Source organism: Streptacidiphilus pinicola (assembly GCF_003258295.1).
Classification (GTDB): domain Bacteria; phylum Actinomycetota; class Actinomycetes; order Streptomycetales; family Streptomycetaceae; genus Streptacidiphilus; species Streptacidiphilus pinicola.
Genome location: NZ_QKYN01000198.1, coordinates 1 through 14,050, shown reverse-complemented (window position 1 = coordinate 14,050; position 14,050 = coordinate 1). Strand labels below are relative to the sequence as shown.

The following is a 14,050-nucleotide window of genomic DNA, read 5'->3' as shown; positions in this document are numbered from 1 at the left end:
CGCGGAGGGCCGAGGGGGGTGGGGCCTGCGGCCCCGTGTGTTGTTGGGGCAGCGGCACCTCCGCCGCGGACGGCAGGCCGGGTGACTCCGCGACGATCTCGTCGTCCTCCAACGGAGCGCGCTGCGCTCCCGGCTGCAGCACCGGCGTCGCGCCGTCAGGCGCGTTGCGGCGGACGCCGTAGCGCCGGTGGACCGCCTGCTTGGTGACCCCGAGCGCGGAGCCCACCGCGTCCCAGGAGAAGCCGAGCGACCGGTCGAACTCCACCGCGGCCGCCACCAGGCCCTCCACGCTGTCGCGCAGCTCCTGCGCGAGGCGGACCGTCGGCGCGGGCGCCCGCCCGTAGACCACGAAGCCCGCCGCCGTCGTGGGGCGGCGCGGCCGGTAGACGTTGCCCAGCTGAGCGGTCAGCGTGCGCAACGCGTCCACCTGGCGGCGCACCCGTTCGATGTCGCGGACCAGCAGATGCAGGCTGGCTCGGGCACGGGCGTCGTGCGTGGCGTGTTCGACCATGTCGTATGTGCCTCTCGGACGGCGGTGGGCGGACCGCGAGGGGGAGGGTTCCGGCGGTCAATCTCTTTTGACCAACGGCCGAAGTGTCCGATCGGTCACGATGGGGGCGTGCGGAAGGGCGCACAGTGCGCCGAATGGGGCTCGTGGAGCTCGCACGCTACGCGCGGGTGAGCCCCTGCTCGGGCCCTCTAGACTTGATCCTCCGAGCATCCGAGGCGTCCTGTGGGGAGTCCGCGCGTGACCATCCAGCCGATCCGTATCTTCGGCGATCCGGTCCTGCGCATGAAGGCGCAGCCGGTCACCACCTTCGACAAGGAGCTGCGCGGTCTCGTCCGGGACCTGACCGAGACCATGAAGGACGCCCCGGGCTCCGGCCTGGCGGCGCCTCAGATCGGCGTCTCGCTGCGCGTGTTCACCTACCACGTCGACGGTGAGCTGGGGCACCTGGTCAACCCCACCCTGGACCTCACGGACGAGCAGCAGGACGGCGAGGAGGGCTGCCTCTCGCTGCCCGGCCTGGCCTTCGACACCCGTCGAGCCTTCGGCGTGGTCGCCAAGGGCTTCAACATGCACGGCGACCCGGTGACGATCGAGGGCACGCAACTGCTCGCCCGCTGCATCCAGCACGAGACCGACCACCTGGACGGGATCATCTTCATCGACCGGCTGGACCGGGAGACCCGCAAGGCCGCGATGAAGGCGATCCGCGAGGCGGAGTGGGCCGGGGAGCAGGCCCCGCAGGTGCGGGTCTCCCCGCACAGCACCTTCGGTGGCGCGTTCTGACTCACCGACCCCAAGCAGCCCGAAGCCCGAGAAAGGCACTGGTACACGCATGAAGTTGGTCTTCGCCGGCACCCCCGAGGTCGCGCTCCCGTCGCTGGAGGCGCTGATCGCCTCACGTCACGAGGTCGTCGCCGTGGTCACCCGCCCCGACGCGCCGGCCGGGCGCGGCCGCAGGCTCGTCGCGAGCCCCGTCGCGCAGCGCGCGGAGGAGGCGGGCATCGAGGTGCTGAAGCCCGCCAAGCCGCGCGACCCGGAGTTCCTGGAGCGCCTGGCCGAGATCGCCCCCGACTGCTGCCCCGTCGTCGCCTACGGCGCGCTGCTGCCGAAGGCCGCGCTGGACGTGCCCGCGCACGGCTGGGTCAACCTGCACTTCTCGCTGCTGCCCGCGTGGCGCGGCGCGGCGCCGGTGCAGCACGCGGTGCTGGCCGGTGACGAGGTCACCGGCGCGTCGACCTTCCTGATCGAGCAGGGCCTGGACTCCGGACCGGTCTACGGCACGGTCACCGAGGAGGTCCGCCCCGCGGACACCAGCGGCGACCTGCTGGGCCGGCTCGCCGTCTCCGGCTCGCGGCTGCTGGTCGCCACCATGGACGGCATCGAGGACGCCTCGCTGGAGGCCCGCCCGCAGCCCGCCGACGGCGTCACCCTCGCTCCGAAGATCACGGTCGAGGACGCCCGCATCGACTGGGCCGCCCCCGCGCTCCGGGTCGACCGCGTCGTCCGCGGCTGCGCGCCCGCGCCCGGTGCCTGGACGCAGTTCCGCGGGGAGCGCCTCAAGGTCTCCGCGGTGCGTCCGATCGTGGGCCGCGCGGAGCTGGCCCCGGGCCAGGTGGCGGTGCAGAAGAACACCGTCCGCGTCGGCACCGGCTCGTACGAGGTGGAACTGGGCGAGGTCCAGCCGCAGGGCAAGAAGCGCATGCCCGCGGGTGACTGGGCCCGCGGCGCGCGCGTGGAACCGGGCGAGCGCTTCGGGTAGCGCGCTAACCCGCGCAGGCGCCGTCGCGCCTGGTGCGGGTGAGGTCGGCGCGGGCGATGAAGCCGTGGCCGCGCAGGGCCGCGGTCTCGGCCGGGCTGGTCAGGAACTGGAGGAAGTCCTCCTGCCGTCCGGCGGCGTGGCGGGGGGCGTGAGGTGACGTGGAGGTGACACGGTTCTGACATTCCGTCAGTGCGGCGTCGCGCTGTGCATGCGGCATGATGGTCAGCACCACGCATAGCAACCGTCAGCACCTTGAGGCACAGAGGTAAGGCCCGAGCATGAGCACCCCCGCATCCCGCCCGCCGGCGGCGAAGAAGCGCCCCTACCGCAAGCCCGCCCAGGACCCCGCCCGTCGGCTCGCCTTCGACGCCCTGCGGGCCGTCGACGAGCGCGACGCCTACGCGAACCTGGTCCTCCCCGCGCTGCTGCGCAAGGCCGAGCAGGACGTGAACTTCACCCGCCGCGACGCCGCCTTCGCCACCGAGCTGGTCTACGGCACGCTGCGGATGCGCGGCAGCTACGACGCGATCATCGCCGCCTGCGTGGACCGCCCGCTCGGCAAGATCGACCCGCCGGTCCTCGACGTCATCTCGCTCGGCGCGCACCAGCTGCTCGCCACCCGCATCCCCACCCACGCGGCCGTCTCCGCGACCGTCGACCTCGCCCGCACGGTGCTGACCGACGGCCCGGCCAAGTTCGTCAACGCGGTGCTGCGCAAGATCTCCCAGCACGACCTGGACACCTGGCTGGAGCAGGTCGCCCCGCCCTACGAGGACGACGCCGAGGAGCACCTGGGCGTGCTGTACTCGCACCCGCGCTGGGTCGTCTCCGCGCTGTGGGACGCGCTCGGCGTCTGGCAGCCGGATGCGGCGGGCCGCACCGCGATGGAGGCGCTGCTCGCCGCGGACAACGACCGCCCCGCCGTGACGCTGGTCGCCCGCCCCGGCCGCTCGACCGTCGAGGAGCTGCGGTCCGCGCTCGACGAGGACGCGACGGAGCCAGGCCGCTGGTCGCCCTACGCCGTCCGTCTCGCCGAGGGCGGCGACCCCGCAGAGCTGCGCGCGGTGCGCGAGAACCGCGCGGGCGTGCAGGACGAGGGCAGCCAACTGGTCGCCGCGGCGCTCGCGGCGGCGCCGCTGGAGGGCGGCGAGGACTCCGTCTGGCTCGACGGCTGCGCCGGCCCCGGCGGCAAGGCCGCGCTGCTGGGCGCGCTGGCGGCGGAGCGGGGTGCGGCGCTGGTCGCCTCCGAGGCCCAGCAGCACCGCGCGCGCCTGGTCGCCCGCGCGCTGGAGGGCAACCCCGGCCCCTATGCGGTCATCACCGCCGACGGCACGCGCCCGGCGTGGAGGTCCGAGAGCTTCGACCGGGTCCTGGTCGACGTCCCCTGCTCCGGCCTCGGCGCCCTGCGCCGCCGCCCGGAGGCGCGGTGGCGCCGCCGCCCCGCCGATGTCGCGGGCTTCGCCCCGCTCCAGCGGGGCCTGCTCCGCAGCGCGATCGACGCGGCGCGTCCGGGCGGCGTCGTCGGCTATGCGACGTGTTCGCCGCACCTCGCGGAGACCCGCGTGGTCGTCCAGGACGTCCTGAAGGGCCGCGACGACGTCGAGTGGATCGACGCCCGCACGTGCCTCCCCGGCGTCCCGAGTCTCGGCGACGGCCCGGACATCCAGCTCTGGCCCCACCTGCACGGCACGGACGCCATGTACCTCGCGCTCCTGCGCAAGCGGTAGTCGCACTACCCAGGGGCGCAGTTCCCCGCGCCCCTGACGGTTCAGGCATGATGGCAAGCAATCCGCCCACACGATCGACACGAAAGTGCGTGAGATGCCCCAGATCTGTCCCAGCATCCTGTCCGCCGACTTCGCTCGGCTCGCCGAGGAGGCGGAGGCGGTCCGCGGCGCGGACTGGCTGCATGTGGACGTGATGGACAACCACTTCGTGCCGAACCTGACTCTCGGGCTGCCGGTCGTGGAGTCGCTGCGCAAGGCCACCGACATCCCGCTCGACTGCCACCTGATGATCGACAACCCGGACCGCTGGGCGCCCCAGTACGCCGAGGCCGGGGCCGGTTCCGTCACGTTCCATGTCGAGGCCGCCGCCGCACCCGTGCGGCTCGCCCGGGACCTTCGGGCGCTCGGCGCGCGGGCGTCGATGGCGCTGCGGCCGGCGACGCCGATCGAGCCGTACGAGGACCTGCTGCCCGAGCTGGACATGCTGCTGATCATGACCGTGGAGCCGGGCTTCGGCGGGCAGGCGTTCCTGGACATCATGCTGCCGAAGATCCGCCGCACTCGGCAGCTGATCGACAAGCACGGCCTGGAGCTGTGGCTCCAGGTGGACGGCGGGGTGTCGGCGTCGACGATCGAGCGGTGCGCGGACGCGGGCGCGGACGTGTTCGTGGCGGGTTCCGCGGTCTACGGCGCGGACGACCCGGCCGCGGCCGTGGCGGCGCTGCGGGCGCAGGCTCAACAGGCGACGGAGAGCGCCCCGTGGGTGCGGCACGTGTAGGCTGTGGCAACCCACGCTGTAGCAACCCACAAAGCTATATGGATGATCCTCCAAGGCGAGGCCGGATTTCCGGCCTCCGCCTTGTAGTGTTCTGCCATGAACCGCGCGGATCCGGACCGTAACCTGAAGGCATGCGGTTCCTGAATCCGGTCACCGGCGAGCTGGACGCCCGTCCCTCCGCTCCCTACGACCTCACGTACGACGACGTCTTCATGATCCCCAGCCGCTCCGCGGTGGGATCGCGCCAGGCGGTCGACCTGTCCAGCAACGACGGCACCGGGACCACGATCCCGCTGGTCGTCGCGAACATGACCGCCGTGGCCGGCCGACGCATGGCCGAGACGGTGGCCCGGCGCGGCGGTATGGTCGCGATCCCGCAGGACATCCCGATCGAGGTCGTCTCCGACGTCGTCGGCTGGGTCAAGCAGCGGCACCTGGTGCACGACACCGCTGTGACGCTCGCGCCGGGCGCGACCGTCGCGGACGCGATCTCGCTGCTGCCGAAGCGTGCCCATGGCGCGATCGTCGTGGTCGAGGACGGCAAGCCGGTCGGCGTCGTCAGCGAGGCGGACTGCAAGGGCGTGGACCGCTTCACCAGCGTGTCCGCCGTGATGTCCAAGGAGCTGGTGCTCCTGGAGGAGAGCGTCGACCCGCGCGAGGCCTTCGACCGGCTCTCCGGCGCGCACCGCAAGCTCGCCCCGGTCGTGGACGCCAAGGGCGACCTGGTCGGCATCCTCACCCGGAAGGGCGCACTGCGGGCGACTCTCTACAACCCCGCCGTCGACGCCAACGGCAGGCTGCGCATCGCCGCGACGGTCGGCATCAACGGCGACGTGGCCGGCAAGGCCAAGGCGCTGCTGGAGGCCGGTGCGGACGTCCTGGTCGTGGACACCGCCCACGGCCACCAGGAGTCGATGATCAACGCGCTGCAGGCCGTGCGCGGGCTCGACCCGCAGGTGCCGATCGTGGCCGGCAACGTGGTCTCCCCGGTCGGCGTGCGCGACCTGGTCGAGGCGGGCGCGGACATCCTCAAGGTCGGTGTCGGCCCCGGTGCCATGTGCACCACTCGGATGATGACCGGCGTCGGCCGGCCGCAGTTCTCCGCCGTGCTGGAGTGCGCGGCCGAGGCGCGGCGTCTCGGCAAGCACGTCTGGGCCGACGGCGGCGTGCGCCACCCGCGTGACGTCGCGATGGCGCTGGCGGCCGGTGCCTCCAACGTCATGATCGGCTCCTGGTTCGCCGGCACCTACGAGTCGCCGGGCGACCTGCAGACGGCCCCCGACGGCCGCCAGTACAAGGAGAGCTTCGGCATGGCCTCCGCGCGCGCCGTGCGCAACCGGACCGCCGAGGAGTCCAGCTACGACCGTGCCCGCAAGGCGCTGTTCGAGGAGGGCATCTCGACCTCCCGGATGTTCCTGGACCCGGCCCGTCCCGGCGTCGAGGACCTGATCGACTCGATCGTCGCGGGCGTCCGCTCCTCGTGCACCTACGCGGGTGCGGACTCGCTGGAGGACTTCCACCGCAAGGCCGTGGTGGGTGTCCAGAGCGCGGCCGGCTTCGCCGAGGGCAAGCCGCTGCACGCCAGTTGGTGACCTGACGCCGAGCCGAGAAGGGCCGCCCGCCTGCGCAAGCAGGCGGGCGGCCCTTCTCGCAGGTGGGTCAGGAGACGCTCGGCGACGCTCCACGCCAGTGAGCGGCCCGCCGACGGGTGTCCGCCTCGTTCACCGGGGCGACGGCGACTGACTCGAACCGGTGACACCGAGGGGGCCGGACGGCCCCGCCGCTGGGGGCCGCCCGTTCACCGCGCGCAAGGGCGTGAGCAGGCAGCGGCTGGTCAGGCCGGTGGAGCGGTCGAGCGCCTCCGCTGCCGCCCGGTAGGTGTCGGGCCGGTCGCGCAGCTCCCACAGCACTCGGGCCGAGGCCCAGGCCGCGTCGCGGGCGGCGTCGATGCTCCACGAGTCCAGCAGGTGCAGCAGCGGATCGGCGACGTCCAACTCCGGCGGCAGCGTCAGCAGTTCCTCGCGGACCCGCTCCTCCAGGTCGGCCAGCAGGTCGTTGACCCGGTGGAAGTCCGCCTCCAGCGCCTCGGGCGGGCAGTCGAGGCTGCGGCAGGAGTCGACGACAGAGAGCGGCAGGTCGTGCTCGATGTGGCTGTTCATGCCCGCGAGGGCGAACTGGACCGGCCGGATGCCCGGATGGAGCCGCAGCTCCAGCAACGGACGCCAGCAGGCGGGCGGCACGGGCGCGTCGAGCGCGGCCAGGAACCGGTCCGCGAACAGCGTGTCCAGCCGGGCGACGTCGGCCGGCGAGTCGAAGTAGCCGTCCTCGCCCAGCCGTTCCGTCACGACGTCGGTGACCTGCCGGTAGACGTCGCCGAAGACCGCGACGCCGTCCCCGGCGGGCAGCCCTGACACGGCGTCACCGAGCCGCGCGGCCACGACGGCGACCGCGTCGGCGGGCGCGGTGCTCAGCTCCATCCGGCCAGCATCGCAGCGCGTGCCGCCGGCGGCGATCCGCCGCCCGGGTGGATCGGCCGCCCGGGTGGATCGCGGCGTTCATGGGGGTTACAGCGCGCCCGCGTCGCGCGCCGACCACACCGAGGGGTAGGCCGGACGCCAGCCCAGCTCGTCGCGGAGCGACAGGTTGTCGGCGATGCCGTTCCACGGGTCCGGGTCGAGCGCGTCGGCGTTGGCCTCGGGGAAGGTCCAGCCGTTGATGCGGTGGATGTCCCAGGAGGTGACCGGCGCGTCGTCGGCCGCGTTGTACTGGCGGCCCTCGATCCCGGGCGTGCGCAGGGCCCGGAACAGGGCCTGGGCGACGTCGGCGTGGTGGACCATCGGCAGCCGCCGGTGGGCCGGCCAGTCGGCGATGAAACGCCGGGCGTCGGACAGGTGCGGGTCGCCCTCGCCGTAGACGAAGGCGAGGCGCACCACGACCGGGTCCAGGCCCGACACCGCGGCCAGCCCGGCCTCGGCCTCGGCCTTGGAGCGGGGGTAGACGCCCCACGTCGCCTCGGGGTCCGGCCGGTCCTCGGGGGAGGCCGGGCGGCCGCGGCCCGCGCCGTAGACCAGGTTGGTGCTGGTCTGCACGAAGCGTCGCACGCCCGCCGCCGCGGCCTCCTCGCCCAGCGCGATCGCCGCGTCGCGGTTCACCGCCCAGGCCTCCTCGTCCGGCACGCCGCGGAAGGCGGCCGCCACGTTCACCACGGCGTCCACGCCCTCCAGGGCGCGCTTGCGGTCGGCGGCCTCGCGCAGGTCGCCCAGCACGGCCTCGGCGCCGAGCGCGGTGAAGTGGTCGGCGCTGTCCTGGCCGCGCACCAGCACCCGCACCTTCTCGCCCGGCCGGACCCACTGCAGCAGCCGCGGCACGAAACGCCGTCCGACCTGTCCTGTCGCGCCCGTCACCAGAATCGTCGTCATCGTCCCGCTCCGTCTTCCCGTCTGCGTCGAGGCGTTGCGGCCTCCGTGGTCACCACTGTGGGTCCGGCGCGGCGGACCCGGGAGAGACCTGTCGATCGGGGGATCGGCAGTCCCTGGTTGGCGACACGGCCCTGCGGGATCCTGGAGGCATGGACCGACCAGTGGACCGCACCGCCCTCGCCGACTTCCTGCGCCGCAGCCGGGAGCGGCTGAACACCGCCGACGTGGGCCTGCCGGACGGGGCCCGGCGGCGGACGCCGGGCCTGCGGCGGGAGGAGGTCGCCTCGCTCGCCGGGATGTCCGTGGACTACTACACGCGGCTGGAGCAGCGGCGCGGGCCGCGCCCGTCGCCGCAACTGCTGGCCGCGCTGGCCCGCGCGCTGCGGCTCGGCGACGACGAGCGCGACCACCTGTTCCACCTCTCCGGCCAGCAGCCGCCGCAGCACCATCACGCCGCCGACCACGTCCGGCCCGGTCTGCTGCTGATCCTGGACCGGCTCTGGGACACCCCGGCGCAGGTCATCACCGACCTCGGCGAGGTGCTGGTGCAGAACCCGATGGCGCGGGCGCTCTGGGGGGACTTCAGCGGCCGGCCGCCGGCGGACCGCAATCTCGTGCGGCTCTGGTTCCTCGATCCCACGGTCCGGGCGTTGACGCCGGCCGAGGACCACGAGCGGCTCGGCCGTGCGCACGCCGCCCACCTTCGCGCGATCGCCACCGCCCGCCCGGAGGACCGGCGGGCGCACCGGCTGGTGGAGGAGCTGCTCGCGGGATCGCCGGAGTTCGCGGCGTACTGGGCCGAGCACGACGTGGCGCAGCGCCGCAGCGACGTCAAGCGGGTGCTGCACCCGCTGGTCGGGCTGCTGGAGCTCTCCTGCGAGGTGCTGGTGCGCGACGGCGGCGAGCAGCGGCTGCTCGTCTTCACCACCGAGCCGGGCAGCGTCAGCGCCGAGCGGATGGAACTGCTGCGCGTCGTCGGGCTGCAGGACCTCCGCGCCGAGCCGGACGCGGACGCGCGGCTCAGCTGAGGTCGGTGCCGAGTTCGGAGCCGAGGCCCTGTGCGTCCGGTCGGCGGACCAGGGCCCGGTCCAGCGGCTGGGTCCAGTGCGCGGAGTAGGCGGAGAGGATCGTCAGACCGAGCGCGAAGAGCGTGGACAGGACCGGCCGGTAGTCGCTCTGATGCACCGCCAGCCGGATCGCGATCAGCAGCGAGTAGAGGAACCACACCTTGCGCTGCCGCAGCCTGCGCCGATTGTTGCGCCACTCCGCCCGCGCGCTGTCCCGACTCATCGTGCTCAGCACGCTAAGCGATCACGCGGCGACCCGCCTCCCGGCGTCAGGAAGTTGCCGTCAGGTCGGCCAGGAAGCCGTCGAGGAGCTGGCGCTGACGGTCGGGCGGGAACTCCTCGGGGGCGAACAGTGCCTGTACCACCAGGCCCAGGACGAAGCTCTGTGCCGCGCCCGCGAGATCCTCCGGGGTGCGGTCGGTGCGCAGTTCGCCGCGGTCCTGCGCCGCGGCCGCGAAGCCGGCCATGCGGGTGCGGGCGCGTCGGTAGCGGGCGGCGTGGTCGGCGGCGAGCTCCGGGTCGGCGAGTGCGGCGTCCCAGGAGCTGACCCAGATGCGGCCGCCCGCCGCGCTCTCCGGGGTGAGCGCCAGGATGTCCAGCAGCGCCGCGCGGAGGGCGGCGAGGCCCTCGGCGCCGGGTCCGGCGGCCTCGGTGTGCGGTCGCGGACGCGCGGCGTGGGCCTCGTCGAGGAGGTCGAGCGCGTAGCGCAGCAGTGCGCGCTTGCTCGGGAAGTAGTGCGTGAGCAGACCCGTGGTCGCGCCCAGTTCGCCGGCGACGGCGCGCAGGGTCAGTCCGGCGAAGCCGCGTTCGGTCAGGACGCGCCAGACGGCCGCGGAGACCTCGGCGCGGCGGGCTGCGTGGTCGCCACGGGCGGGAGTCATGCGAGAAGAGTACATACCCAACGCTTGTTATGTACTATCGGCCCACCGCCTCACCTCGACGACAGGACCGCCCATGTACGCCGTGCCGCTCGCCCCCGACGCCGAACTCCGTCCTCTGGAGCCGTGGCAGGCCGAGGAGTTCCTCGCACACATGGACCGGGCGCGGGAGGGCATCGACCCGTTCATCCCCTTTGCCGCGCGCAACACCGACCTCGACTCGGCCCGTGCCACGCTGCAGGGCTACGCCGACCGCCAGGCCCAGGACACCGGCCGCATCTACGGCATCTGGCTCGACGGCGTCCTGGTCGGCGGCGTGATGTTCGTGCACTTCGACGCGGCGGCCGGCAACTGCGAGATCGGCGTCTGGTCCGAGCCGGCCGGCCAGGGCCGCGGACTGGTCACCGCGGCCGTGCGCCGGCTGCTCGGCTACGCCTTCGAGGAGCGCGGCATGCTGCGGGCCGAGTGGTGGAGCAGCACCCGCAACGAGCGCAGCCGCGCCGTCGCCCAGCGGGTCGGCATGACGCTGGACGGGACGCTGCGCTCGTACTACCCCCACAACGGCATCCGCCACGACAAGGAGATCTGGTCGATGCTCGCCGCGGAGTGGCCCGGCCACTGACGCGCCCTCAGCGGTGGGCGGTGCCGCCCTCCGCGGCCATGGCCCGGGCGATCCGGCGGCCGGTCTCGGCCCAGAGCTCGGCGGAGACGTTCGGCAGGACGTCGTCCCAGAGCGGGAGGCAGGTGCCGCGCAGCTGCATCATGCCCTCCGGGCGCGCGATCAGCCACAGGTGGAGGTGGGCCGCGCCGTCGCCCCAGCGGTTCACGTGCACGCGGGCGACGCCGCCGAGCGAGGTCACCGCGCGCTCGATCCGCTGCAGCATGCCGCCCAGTTCGGCGGCGCGCTCGGCCGGCAGGTCGGCGAGGTCGTGGTGCCCGCGCGGCTCCAGCATCAGCATGGCCGGCAGGGAGGCCGGCTCGGCGAGGGTGCGCAGCCGCCAGTGCTCGTCCGTCCACAGGTACGCCTCGTCCGGCTTGGCGCAGGCGTGGCAGTCCTCCGGCCCGTCCTCGCCGTTGCGCGGCGGCTCCGGCAGCACCGGCGGCTCCAGCACCTTGATCTGTACGTCGCCCTCGTAGGGGAAGACCTCCCAGAACGGGATCCCGTCCTCGGGCATGGGAATGCGCTCGCCGATCGGCAGGTGCGCGTGGAAGTCGCTGTGCTGGTCACCACTCATGGCCCGCACCCTGGCACAGGCGACCAGGTCGACGTCAAGATCTTTTGTCTGCGGACCGGGTCAGCTCGCCGTCGCCGCCGCGGCGGCGCGGCCCGCGGCGCGGCCGGAGAAGAGGCAGCCGCCGAGGAAGGTGCCCTCCAGGGCGTTGTAGCCGTGGACGCCGCCACCGCCGAAGCCGGCCACCTCGCCCGCCGCGTACAGGCCCGGCACCGGCGCGCCGTCGGCGCCCAGCGCGCGGGAGGAGAGATCGGTCTGGATGCCGCCGAGCGTCTTGCGCGTCAGCACGTGCAGCTTGACGCCGATCAGCGGCCCGGCGGCCGGGTCGAGCACCCGGTGCGGGGCGACGGTCCGGCCGAGGCGGTCGCCGAGGTAGCGGCGGGAGTTGCGGATGCCCTGGAGCTGGGCGTCCTTGCTGAACGGGTTGGCCACCTGCAGGTCCCGCGCCTCGATCTGGCGACGGATCAGGGCCGGGTCCAGCAGTGGCTTCTCGGTCAGCCCGTTCATCTTCCCCACCAGCTCCGCCAACCCGGGCGCGACGACGAAGTCGGCGCCGTGCTGCTTGAAGGCCTCGACCGGCGCGGGCGCGCCCTTGCCGAGCAGGCGCTCGCGCAGGAACGCGCGGCGGTCCTTGGCGGTGATGTCCGGGTTCTGCTCGGAGCCGGAGAGCGCGAACTCCTTCTCGATCATCCGCTGCGTCAGGATGAACCAGGAGTGGTCGTGCTCGGCCAGCTCCGGCGCGGTGCGCAGGTGGCGCAGCGTGCCGAGGGTGTCGTAGCCGGGCAGGCAGGGCGTCGGCAGCCGGCGGCCGAGCGCGTCGAACCACATCGAGGACGGGCCGGGCAGGATGCGGATGCCGTGGCCGGGCCAGATCGGGCTCCAGTTCTGGATGCCCTCGGTGTAGTGCCACATCCGGTCCCGGTTGACCAGCCGCGCCCCGGCCCGCTCGCTGATCTCAAGCATCCGGCCGTCGACGTAGGCCGGCACGCCGGTCACCATGTCCGAGGGCGGGGTGCCCAGCCGCTCGGGCCAGAACCGGCGCACCAGCTCGTGATTGGCACCGATCCCACCGGTCGTCAGGATCACGGCCTGCGCGGTGAGTTCGAAGTCGCCGGTCTCCTCACGGCTGCTCGCGACGCCGCGCTCCGAGTCGTCCGCGACGAGCACCCGGCCGCGCACGCCGGTGACCGCGCCGTCCGTCGTCACGATCTCGTCCACGCGGTGCCGGTGATGGAACGTCAGCATCCCTGCAGCTGAGGCCTGCTGGGCGTAGCGGACGAACGGCTCGACCACGCCGGTTCCGGTGCCCCAGGCCACGTGGAAGCGCGGCACCGAGTTGCCGTGCCCCTCGGCGCGCAGGTCGCCGCGCTCGGCCCAGCCGACGGTGGGCAGGAAGGAGATGCCGTGGCCCTGCAGCCAGGCGCGCTTCTCGCCCGCCGCGAACTCCACGTAGGCGCGGGCCCAACGGGTGCCCCAGGCGTCCTCGTCCTCGGCGCGGTCGAACTGCGCGCTGCCCTGCCAGTCGCCCCAGGCGAGCTCGAAGGAGTCCTTGACGCCCAGCCGGCGCTGCTCGGGGGAGTCGACCAGGAACAGGCCGCCGAAGGACCAGAAGGCCTGGCCGCCCAGGTTGGCGGCGTTCTCCTGGTCGACCAGCGCCACCTTCCGGCCCCGGGAGGTGAGTTCGTGCGCGGCCGTGAGACCGGCCAGGCCGGCTCCGACGATGATGACGTCAGCGTCCATGGTTCAACGTCCTTGGCGGTCTCGGCGGTCTCGGCGGTCTCGGCGGTCTTGGTCGGTGGGGGAGTCGCTGGGGGAGTCGCTGGGGGAGAGGATCGCGGTGAGCAGACGGCCCAGCCAGGCTCGGGCGACGTCGGTGTCGCCGTCGAGCAGCAGCTGGACGGTGACGCCGTCGTAGAGGGCGATGACGGCGCGGGCCGCCTGGTCGGGGTCGGCGAGCAGGGCGGGCAGTGGTCGCCCGCGCTCTGACAGCTCGCGCAGCCGCTGGGCGCAGACCTCGCGCAGCGTCTCGCGGTGGTCCGCGAGCGCGCGGGCGACGGCCGGGCGTCGCGCGGCGTGCAGCAGGAACTCCGTCTTGACCAGCAGCCAGTCGCGGTCGAGCAGCAGTTCGCGGGTGACCCGCTCGGTCAGCTGCGCGAGGGTCAGCTCGGGTTCGTCCGCGGTGGTGGCGAGGGAGCCGGCCAGCTGGCCGGCGATGAGCGCGGAGCGGTCGTCGTAGAGGGCGAAGAAGAGCTCGTCGAGGTCGGTGAAGTTGGAGTAGAACGCGCCGCGCGTGTAGCCCGCGGCCTCGCAGACGGCCTCGATGGTGGTGTGCCCGAAGCCGTTCGCCGCGAAGACCGCGAACGCGGCCTCCAGCAGCCGGGCCCGGGTCCGGGCCCGCCGCTTGGTGACGGTCGACGGCGGCATCGGCTCCTCGTTTCGATACATCGGTGTATCCGATACGCGAATGTATCAAGCGGGCTCGCCGCCCGCTACCGCGTCACCCGGCTCCCACAGAAGCGCGGCCGCACCGCCGACCCACCCGGCGTCTACGGCCCCGAGAGCCACGCCCGACTCGACCCCGGGCGCGCTGACGCTCAGTCCCTCGCCCACACCGCCGCGACCTCCGCCGCGTGGGCTGCCGCCTGGGTGAGGCCCGCGTGGGCGGCGGGGGCGCGGCGG

16 protein-coding genes are annotated in these 14,050 nt (G+C 73.6%); 7 read left to right on the top strand and 9 right to left on the bottom strand.

Annotation, left to right across the window (positions count from 1 at the left end):
• Window positions 1-511: hypothetical protein (locus DN069_RS36385; RefSeq protein ID WP_243640247.1), on the bottom strand; the 511-nt coding region annotated here is incomplete at its 3' end.
• Window positions 512-748: 237 nt separating this feature from the next.
• On the opposite strand from DN069_RS36385, the gene def reads away from it, so the two are divergent.
• A complete protein-coding gene (gene def / locus DN069_RS36380) occupies window positions 749-1,294 on the top strand; it encodes a peptide deformylase (protein WP_111507533.1) in 546 nt (181 codons plus the stop codon).
• A gap of 49 nt (window positions 1,295-1,343) precedes the next feature.
• On the top strand, window positions 1,344-2,270 hold the full coding sequence (gene fmt, locus DN069_RS36375; RefSeq protein ID WP_111507532.1) for a methionyl-tRNA formyltransferase: 927 nt from the start codon (window positions 1,344-1,346) through the stop codon (window positions 2,268-2,270).
• A 4-nt stretch (window positions 2,271-2,274) separates the two neighbouring features.
• Here fmt and DN069_RS36370 read toward each other — a convergent pair whose 3' ends face one another.
• Window positions 2,275-2,487 carry a hypothetical protein gene (locus DN069_RS36370; protein WP_133260163.1) on the bottom strand — a complete coding sequence of 71 codons (213 nt, stop codon included), beginning with the start codon at window positions 2,485-2,487 and terminating at the stop codon, window positions 2,275-2,277.
• 61 nt (window positions 2,488-2,548) lie between these two features.
• On the opposite strand from DN069_RS36370, the gene DN069_RS36365 reads away from it, so the two are divergent.
• The 3 genes from DN069_RS36365 to DN069_RS36355 all read left to right on the top strand — a co-directional run bounded on the left by DN069_RS36365 (window position 2,549) and on the right by DN069_RS36355 (window position 6,367).
• The gene (locus DN069_RS36365; protein ID WP_111507530.1) at window positions 2,549-3,997 is read left to right on the top strand and encodes an RsmB/NOP family class I SAM-dependent RNA methyltransferase; all 1,449 of its coding nucleotides are present in this window, start codon (window positions 2,549-2,551) and stop codon (window positions 3,995-3,997) included.
• Between the two features lie 94 nt (window positions 3,998-4,091).
• Window positions 4,092-4,775, top strand: a complete 684-nt coding sequence (gene rpe / locus DN069_RS36360) for a ribulose-phosphate 3-epimerase (RefSeq protein WP_111507529.1) — start codon at window positions 4,092-4,094, stop codon at window positions 4,773-4,775.
• A gap of 131 nt (window positions 4,776-4,906) precedes the next feature.
• Window positions 4,907-6,367, top strand: coding sequence for a GuaB1 family IMP dehydrogenase-related protein (locus DN069_RS36355; RefSeq protein WP_111507528.1), 1,461 nt, complete (start codon window positions 4,907-4,909; stop codon window positions 6,365-6,367).
• A gap of 129 nt (window positions 6,368-6,496) precedes the next feature.
• Here the strand turns inward: DN069_RS36355 and DN069_RS36350 are convergent, their stop codons facing one another.
• Both DN069_RS36350 and DN069_RS36345 read right to left on the bottom strand, forming a co-directional pair.
• Entirely contained in the window at window positions 6,497-7,252 is a 756-nt protein-coding gene (locus DN069_RS36350; protein WP_243640246.1) for a DUF5995 family protein, read from the bottom strand.
• Between the two features lie 87 nt (window positions 7,253-7,339).
• Window positions 7,340-8,194, bottom strand: a complete 855-nt coding sequence (locus tag DN069_RS36345) for an NAD-dependent epimerase/dehydratase family protein (RefSeq protein ID WP_111507527.1) — start codon at window positions 8,192-8,194, stop codon at window positions 7,340-7,342.
• Window positions 8,195-8,355: 161 nt separating this feature from the next.
• Between DN069_RS36345 and DN069_RS36340 the strand changes: the two genes are divergently transcribed.
• On the top strand, window positions 8,356-9,222 hold the full coding sequence (locus DN069_RS36340) for a helix-turn-helix transcriptional regulator (protein WP_111507526.1): 867 nt from the start codon (window positions 8,356-8,358) through the stop codon (window positions 9,220-9,222).
• Here DN069_RS36340 and DN069_RS36335 read toward each other — a convergent pair.
• Both DN069_RS36335 and DN069_RS36330 read right to left on the bottom strand, forming a co-directional pair.
• Complete coding sequence (locus DN069_RS36335; RefSeq protein ID WP_133260162.1) at window positions 9,215-9,484, bottom strand: hypothetical protein; 270 nt, start codon at window positions 9,482-9,484, stop codon at window positions 9,215-9,217. The two genes, DN069_RS36340 and DN069_RS36335, sit on opposite strands and share 8 nt — an antisense overlap.
• A gap of 46 nt (window positions 9,485-9,530) precedes the next feature.
• Window positions 9,531-10,142 carry a TetR/AcrR family transcriptional regulator gene (locus DN069_RS36330; RefSeq protein ID WP_111507524.1) on the bottom strand — a complete coding sequence of 204 codons (612 nt, stop codon included), beginning with the start codon at window positions 10,140-10,142 and terminating at the stop codon, window positions 9,531-9,533.
• Window positions 10,143-10,215: 73 nt separating this feature from the next.
• On the opposite strand from DN069_RS36330, the gene DN069_RS36325 reads away from it, so the two are divergent.
• A complete protein-coding gene (locus DN069_RS36325) occupies window positions 10,216-10,761 on the top strand; it encodes a GNAT family N-acetyltransferase (protein WP_111507523.1) in 546 nt (181 codons plus the stop codon).
• A gap of 7 nt (window positions 10,762-10,768) precedes the next feature.
• Here the strand turns inward: DN069_RS36325 and DN069_RS36320 are convergent, their stop codons facing one another.
• From DN069_RS36320 to DN069_RS36310, 3 genes are read right to left on the bottom strand one after another with little or no spacing between them, the layout of a single operon-like run.
• Window positions 10,769-11,374, bottom strand: coding sequence for an HIT family protein (locus DN069_RS36320; RefSeq protein ID WP_111507522.1), 606 nt, complete (start codon window positions 11,372-11,374; stop codon window positions 10,769-10,771).
• Between the two features lie 60 nt (window positions 11,375-11,434).
• Window positions 11,435-13,111 carry an FAD-binding dehydrogenase gene (locus DN069_RS36315; RefSeq protein WP_111507521.1) on the bottom strand — a complete coding sequence of 559 codons (1,677 nt, stop codon included), beginning with the start codon at window positions 13,109-13,111 and terminating at the stop codon, window positions 11,435-11,437.
• Between the two features lie 3 nt (window positions 13,112-13,114).
• Window positions 13,115-13,816, bottom strand: a complete 702-nt coding sequence (locus DN069_RS36310) for a TetR/AcrR family transcriptional regulator (RefSeq protein ID WP_243640244.1) — start codon at window positions 13,814-13,816, stop codon at window positions 13,115-13,117.
• Window positions 13,817-14,050: the final 234 nt, after the last annotated feature.

What these genes read in the sequence shown, in the direction of transcription:
- fmt (WP_111507532.1), top strand. Translation starts at nt 1,344, where the DNA reads ATGAAGTTGGTCTTCGCCGGCACCCCCGAGGTCGCGCTCCCGTCGCTG.
- DN069_RS36370 (WP_133260163.1), bottom strand. Translation starts at nt 2,487, where the DNA reads ATGCCGCATGCACAGCGCGACGCCGCACTGACGGAATGTCAGAACCGT.
- DN069_RS36365 (WP_111507530.1), top strand. Translation starts at nt 2,549, where the DNA reads ATGAGCACCCCCGCATCCCGCCCGCCGGCGGCGAAGAAGCGCCCCTAC.
- rpe (WP_111507529.1), top strand. Translation starts at nt 4,092, where the DNA reads ATGCCCCAGATCTGTCCCAGCATCCTGTCCGCCGACTTCGCTCGGCTC.
- DN069_RS36355 (WP_111507528.1), top strand. Translation starts at nt 4,907, where the DNA reads ATGCGGTTCCTGAATCCGGTCACCGGCGAGCTGGACGCCCGTCCCTCC.
- DN069_RS36350 (WP_243640246.1), bottom strand. Translation starts at nt 7,252, where the DNA reads ATGGAGCTGAGCACCGCGCCCGCCGACGCGGTCGCCGTCGTGGCCGCG.
- DN069_RS36345 (WP_111507527.1), bottom strand. Translation starts at nt 8,194, where the DNA reads ATGACGACGATTCTGGTGACGGGCGCGACAGGACAGGTCGGACGGCGT.
- DN069_RS36335 (WP_133260162.1), bottom strand. Translation starts at nt 9,484, where the DNA reads ATGAGTCGGGACAGCGCGCGGGCGGAGTGGCGCAACAATCGGCGCAGG.
- DN069_RS36330 (WP_111507524.1), bottom strand. Translation starts at nt 10,142, where the DNA reads ATGACTCCCGCCCGTGGCGACCACGCAGCCCGCCGCGCCGAGGTCTCC.
- DN069_RS36325 (WP_111507523.1), top strand. Translation starts at nt 10,216, where the DNA reads ATGTACGCCGTGCCGCTCGCCCCCGACGCCGAACTCCGTCCTCTGGAG.
- DN069_RS36320 (WP_111507522.1), bottom strand. Translation starts at nt 11,374, where the DNA reads ATGAGTGGTGACCAGCACAGCGACTTCCACGCGCACCTGCCGATCGGC.
- DN069_RS36315 (WP_111507521.1), bottom strand. Translation starts at nt 13,111, where the DNA reads ATGGACGCTGACGTCATCATCGTCGGAGCCGGCCTGGCCGGTCTCACG.
- DN069_RS36310 (WP_243640244.1), bottom strand. Translation starts at nt 13,816, where the DNA reads ATGTATCGAAACGAGGAGCCGATGCCGCCGTCGACCGTCACCAAGCGG.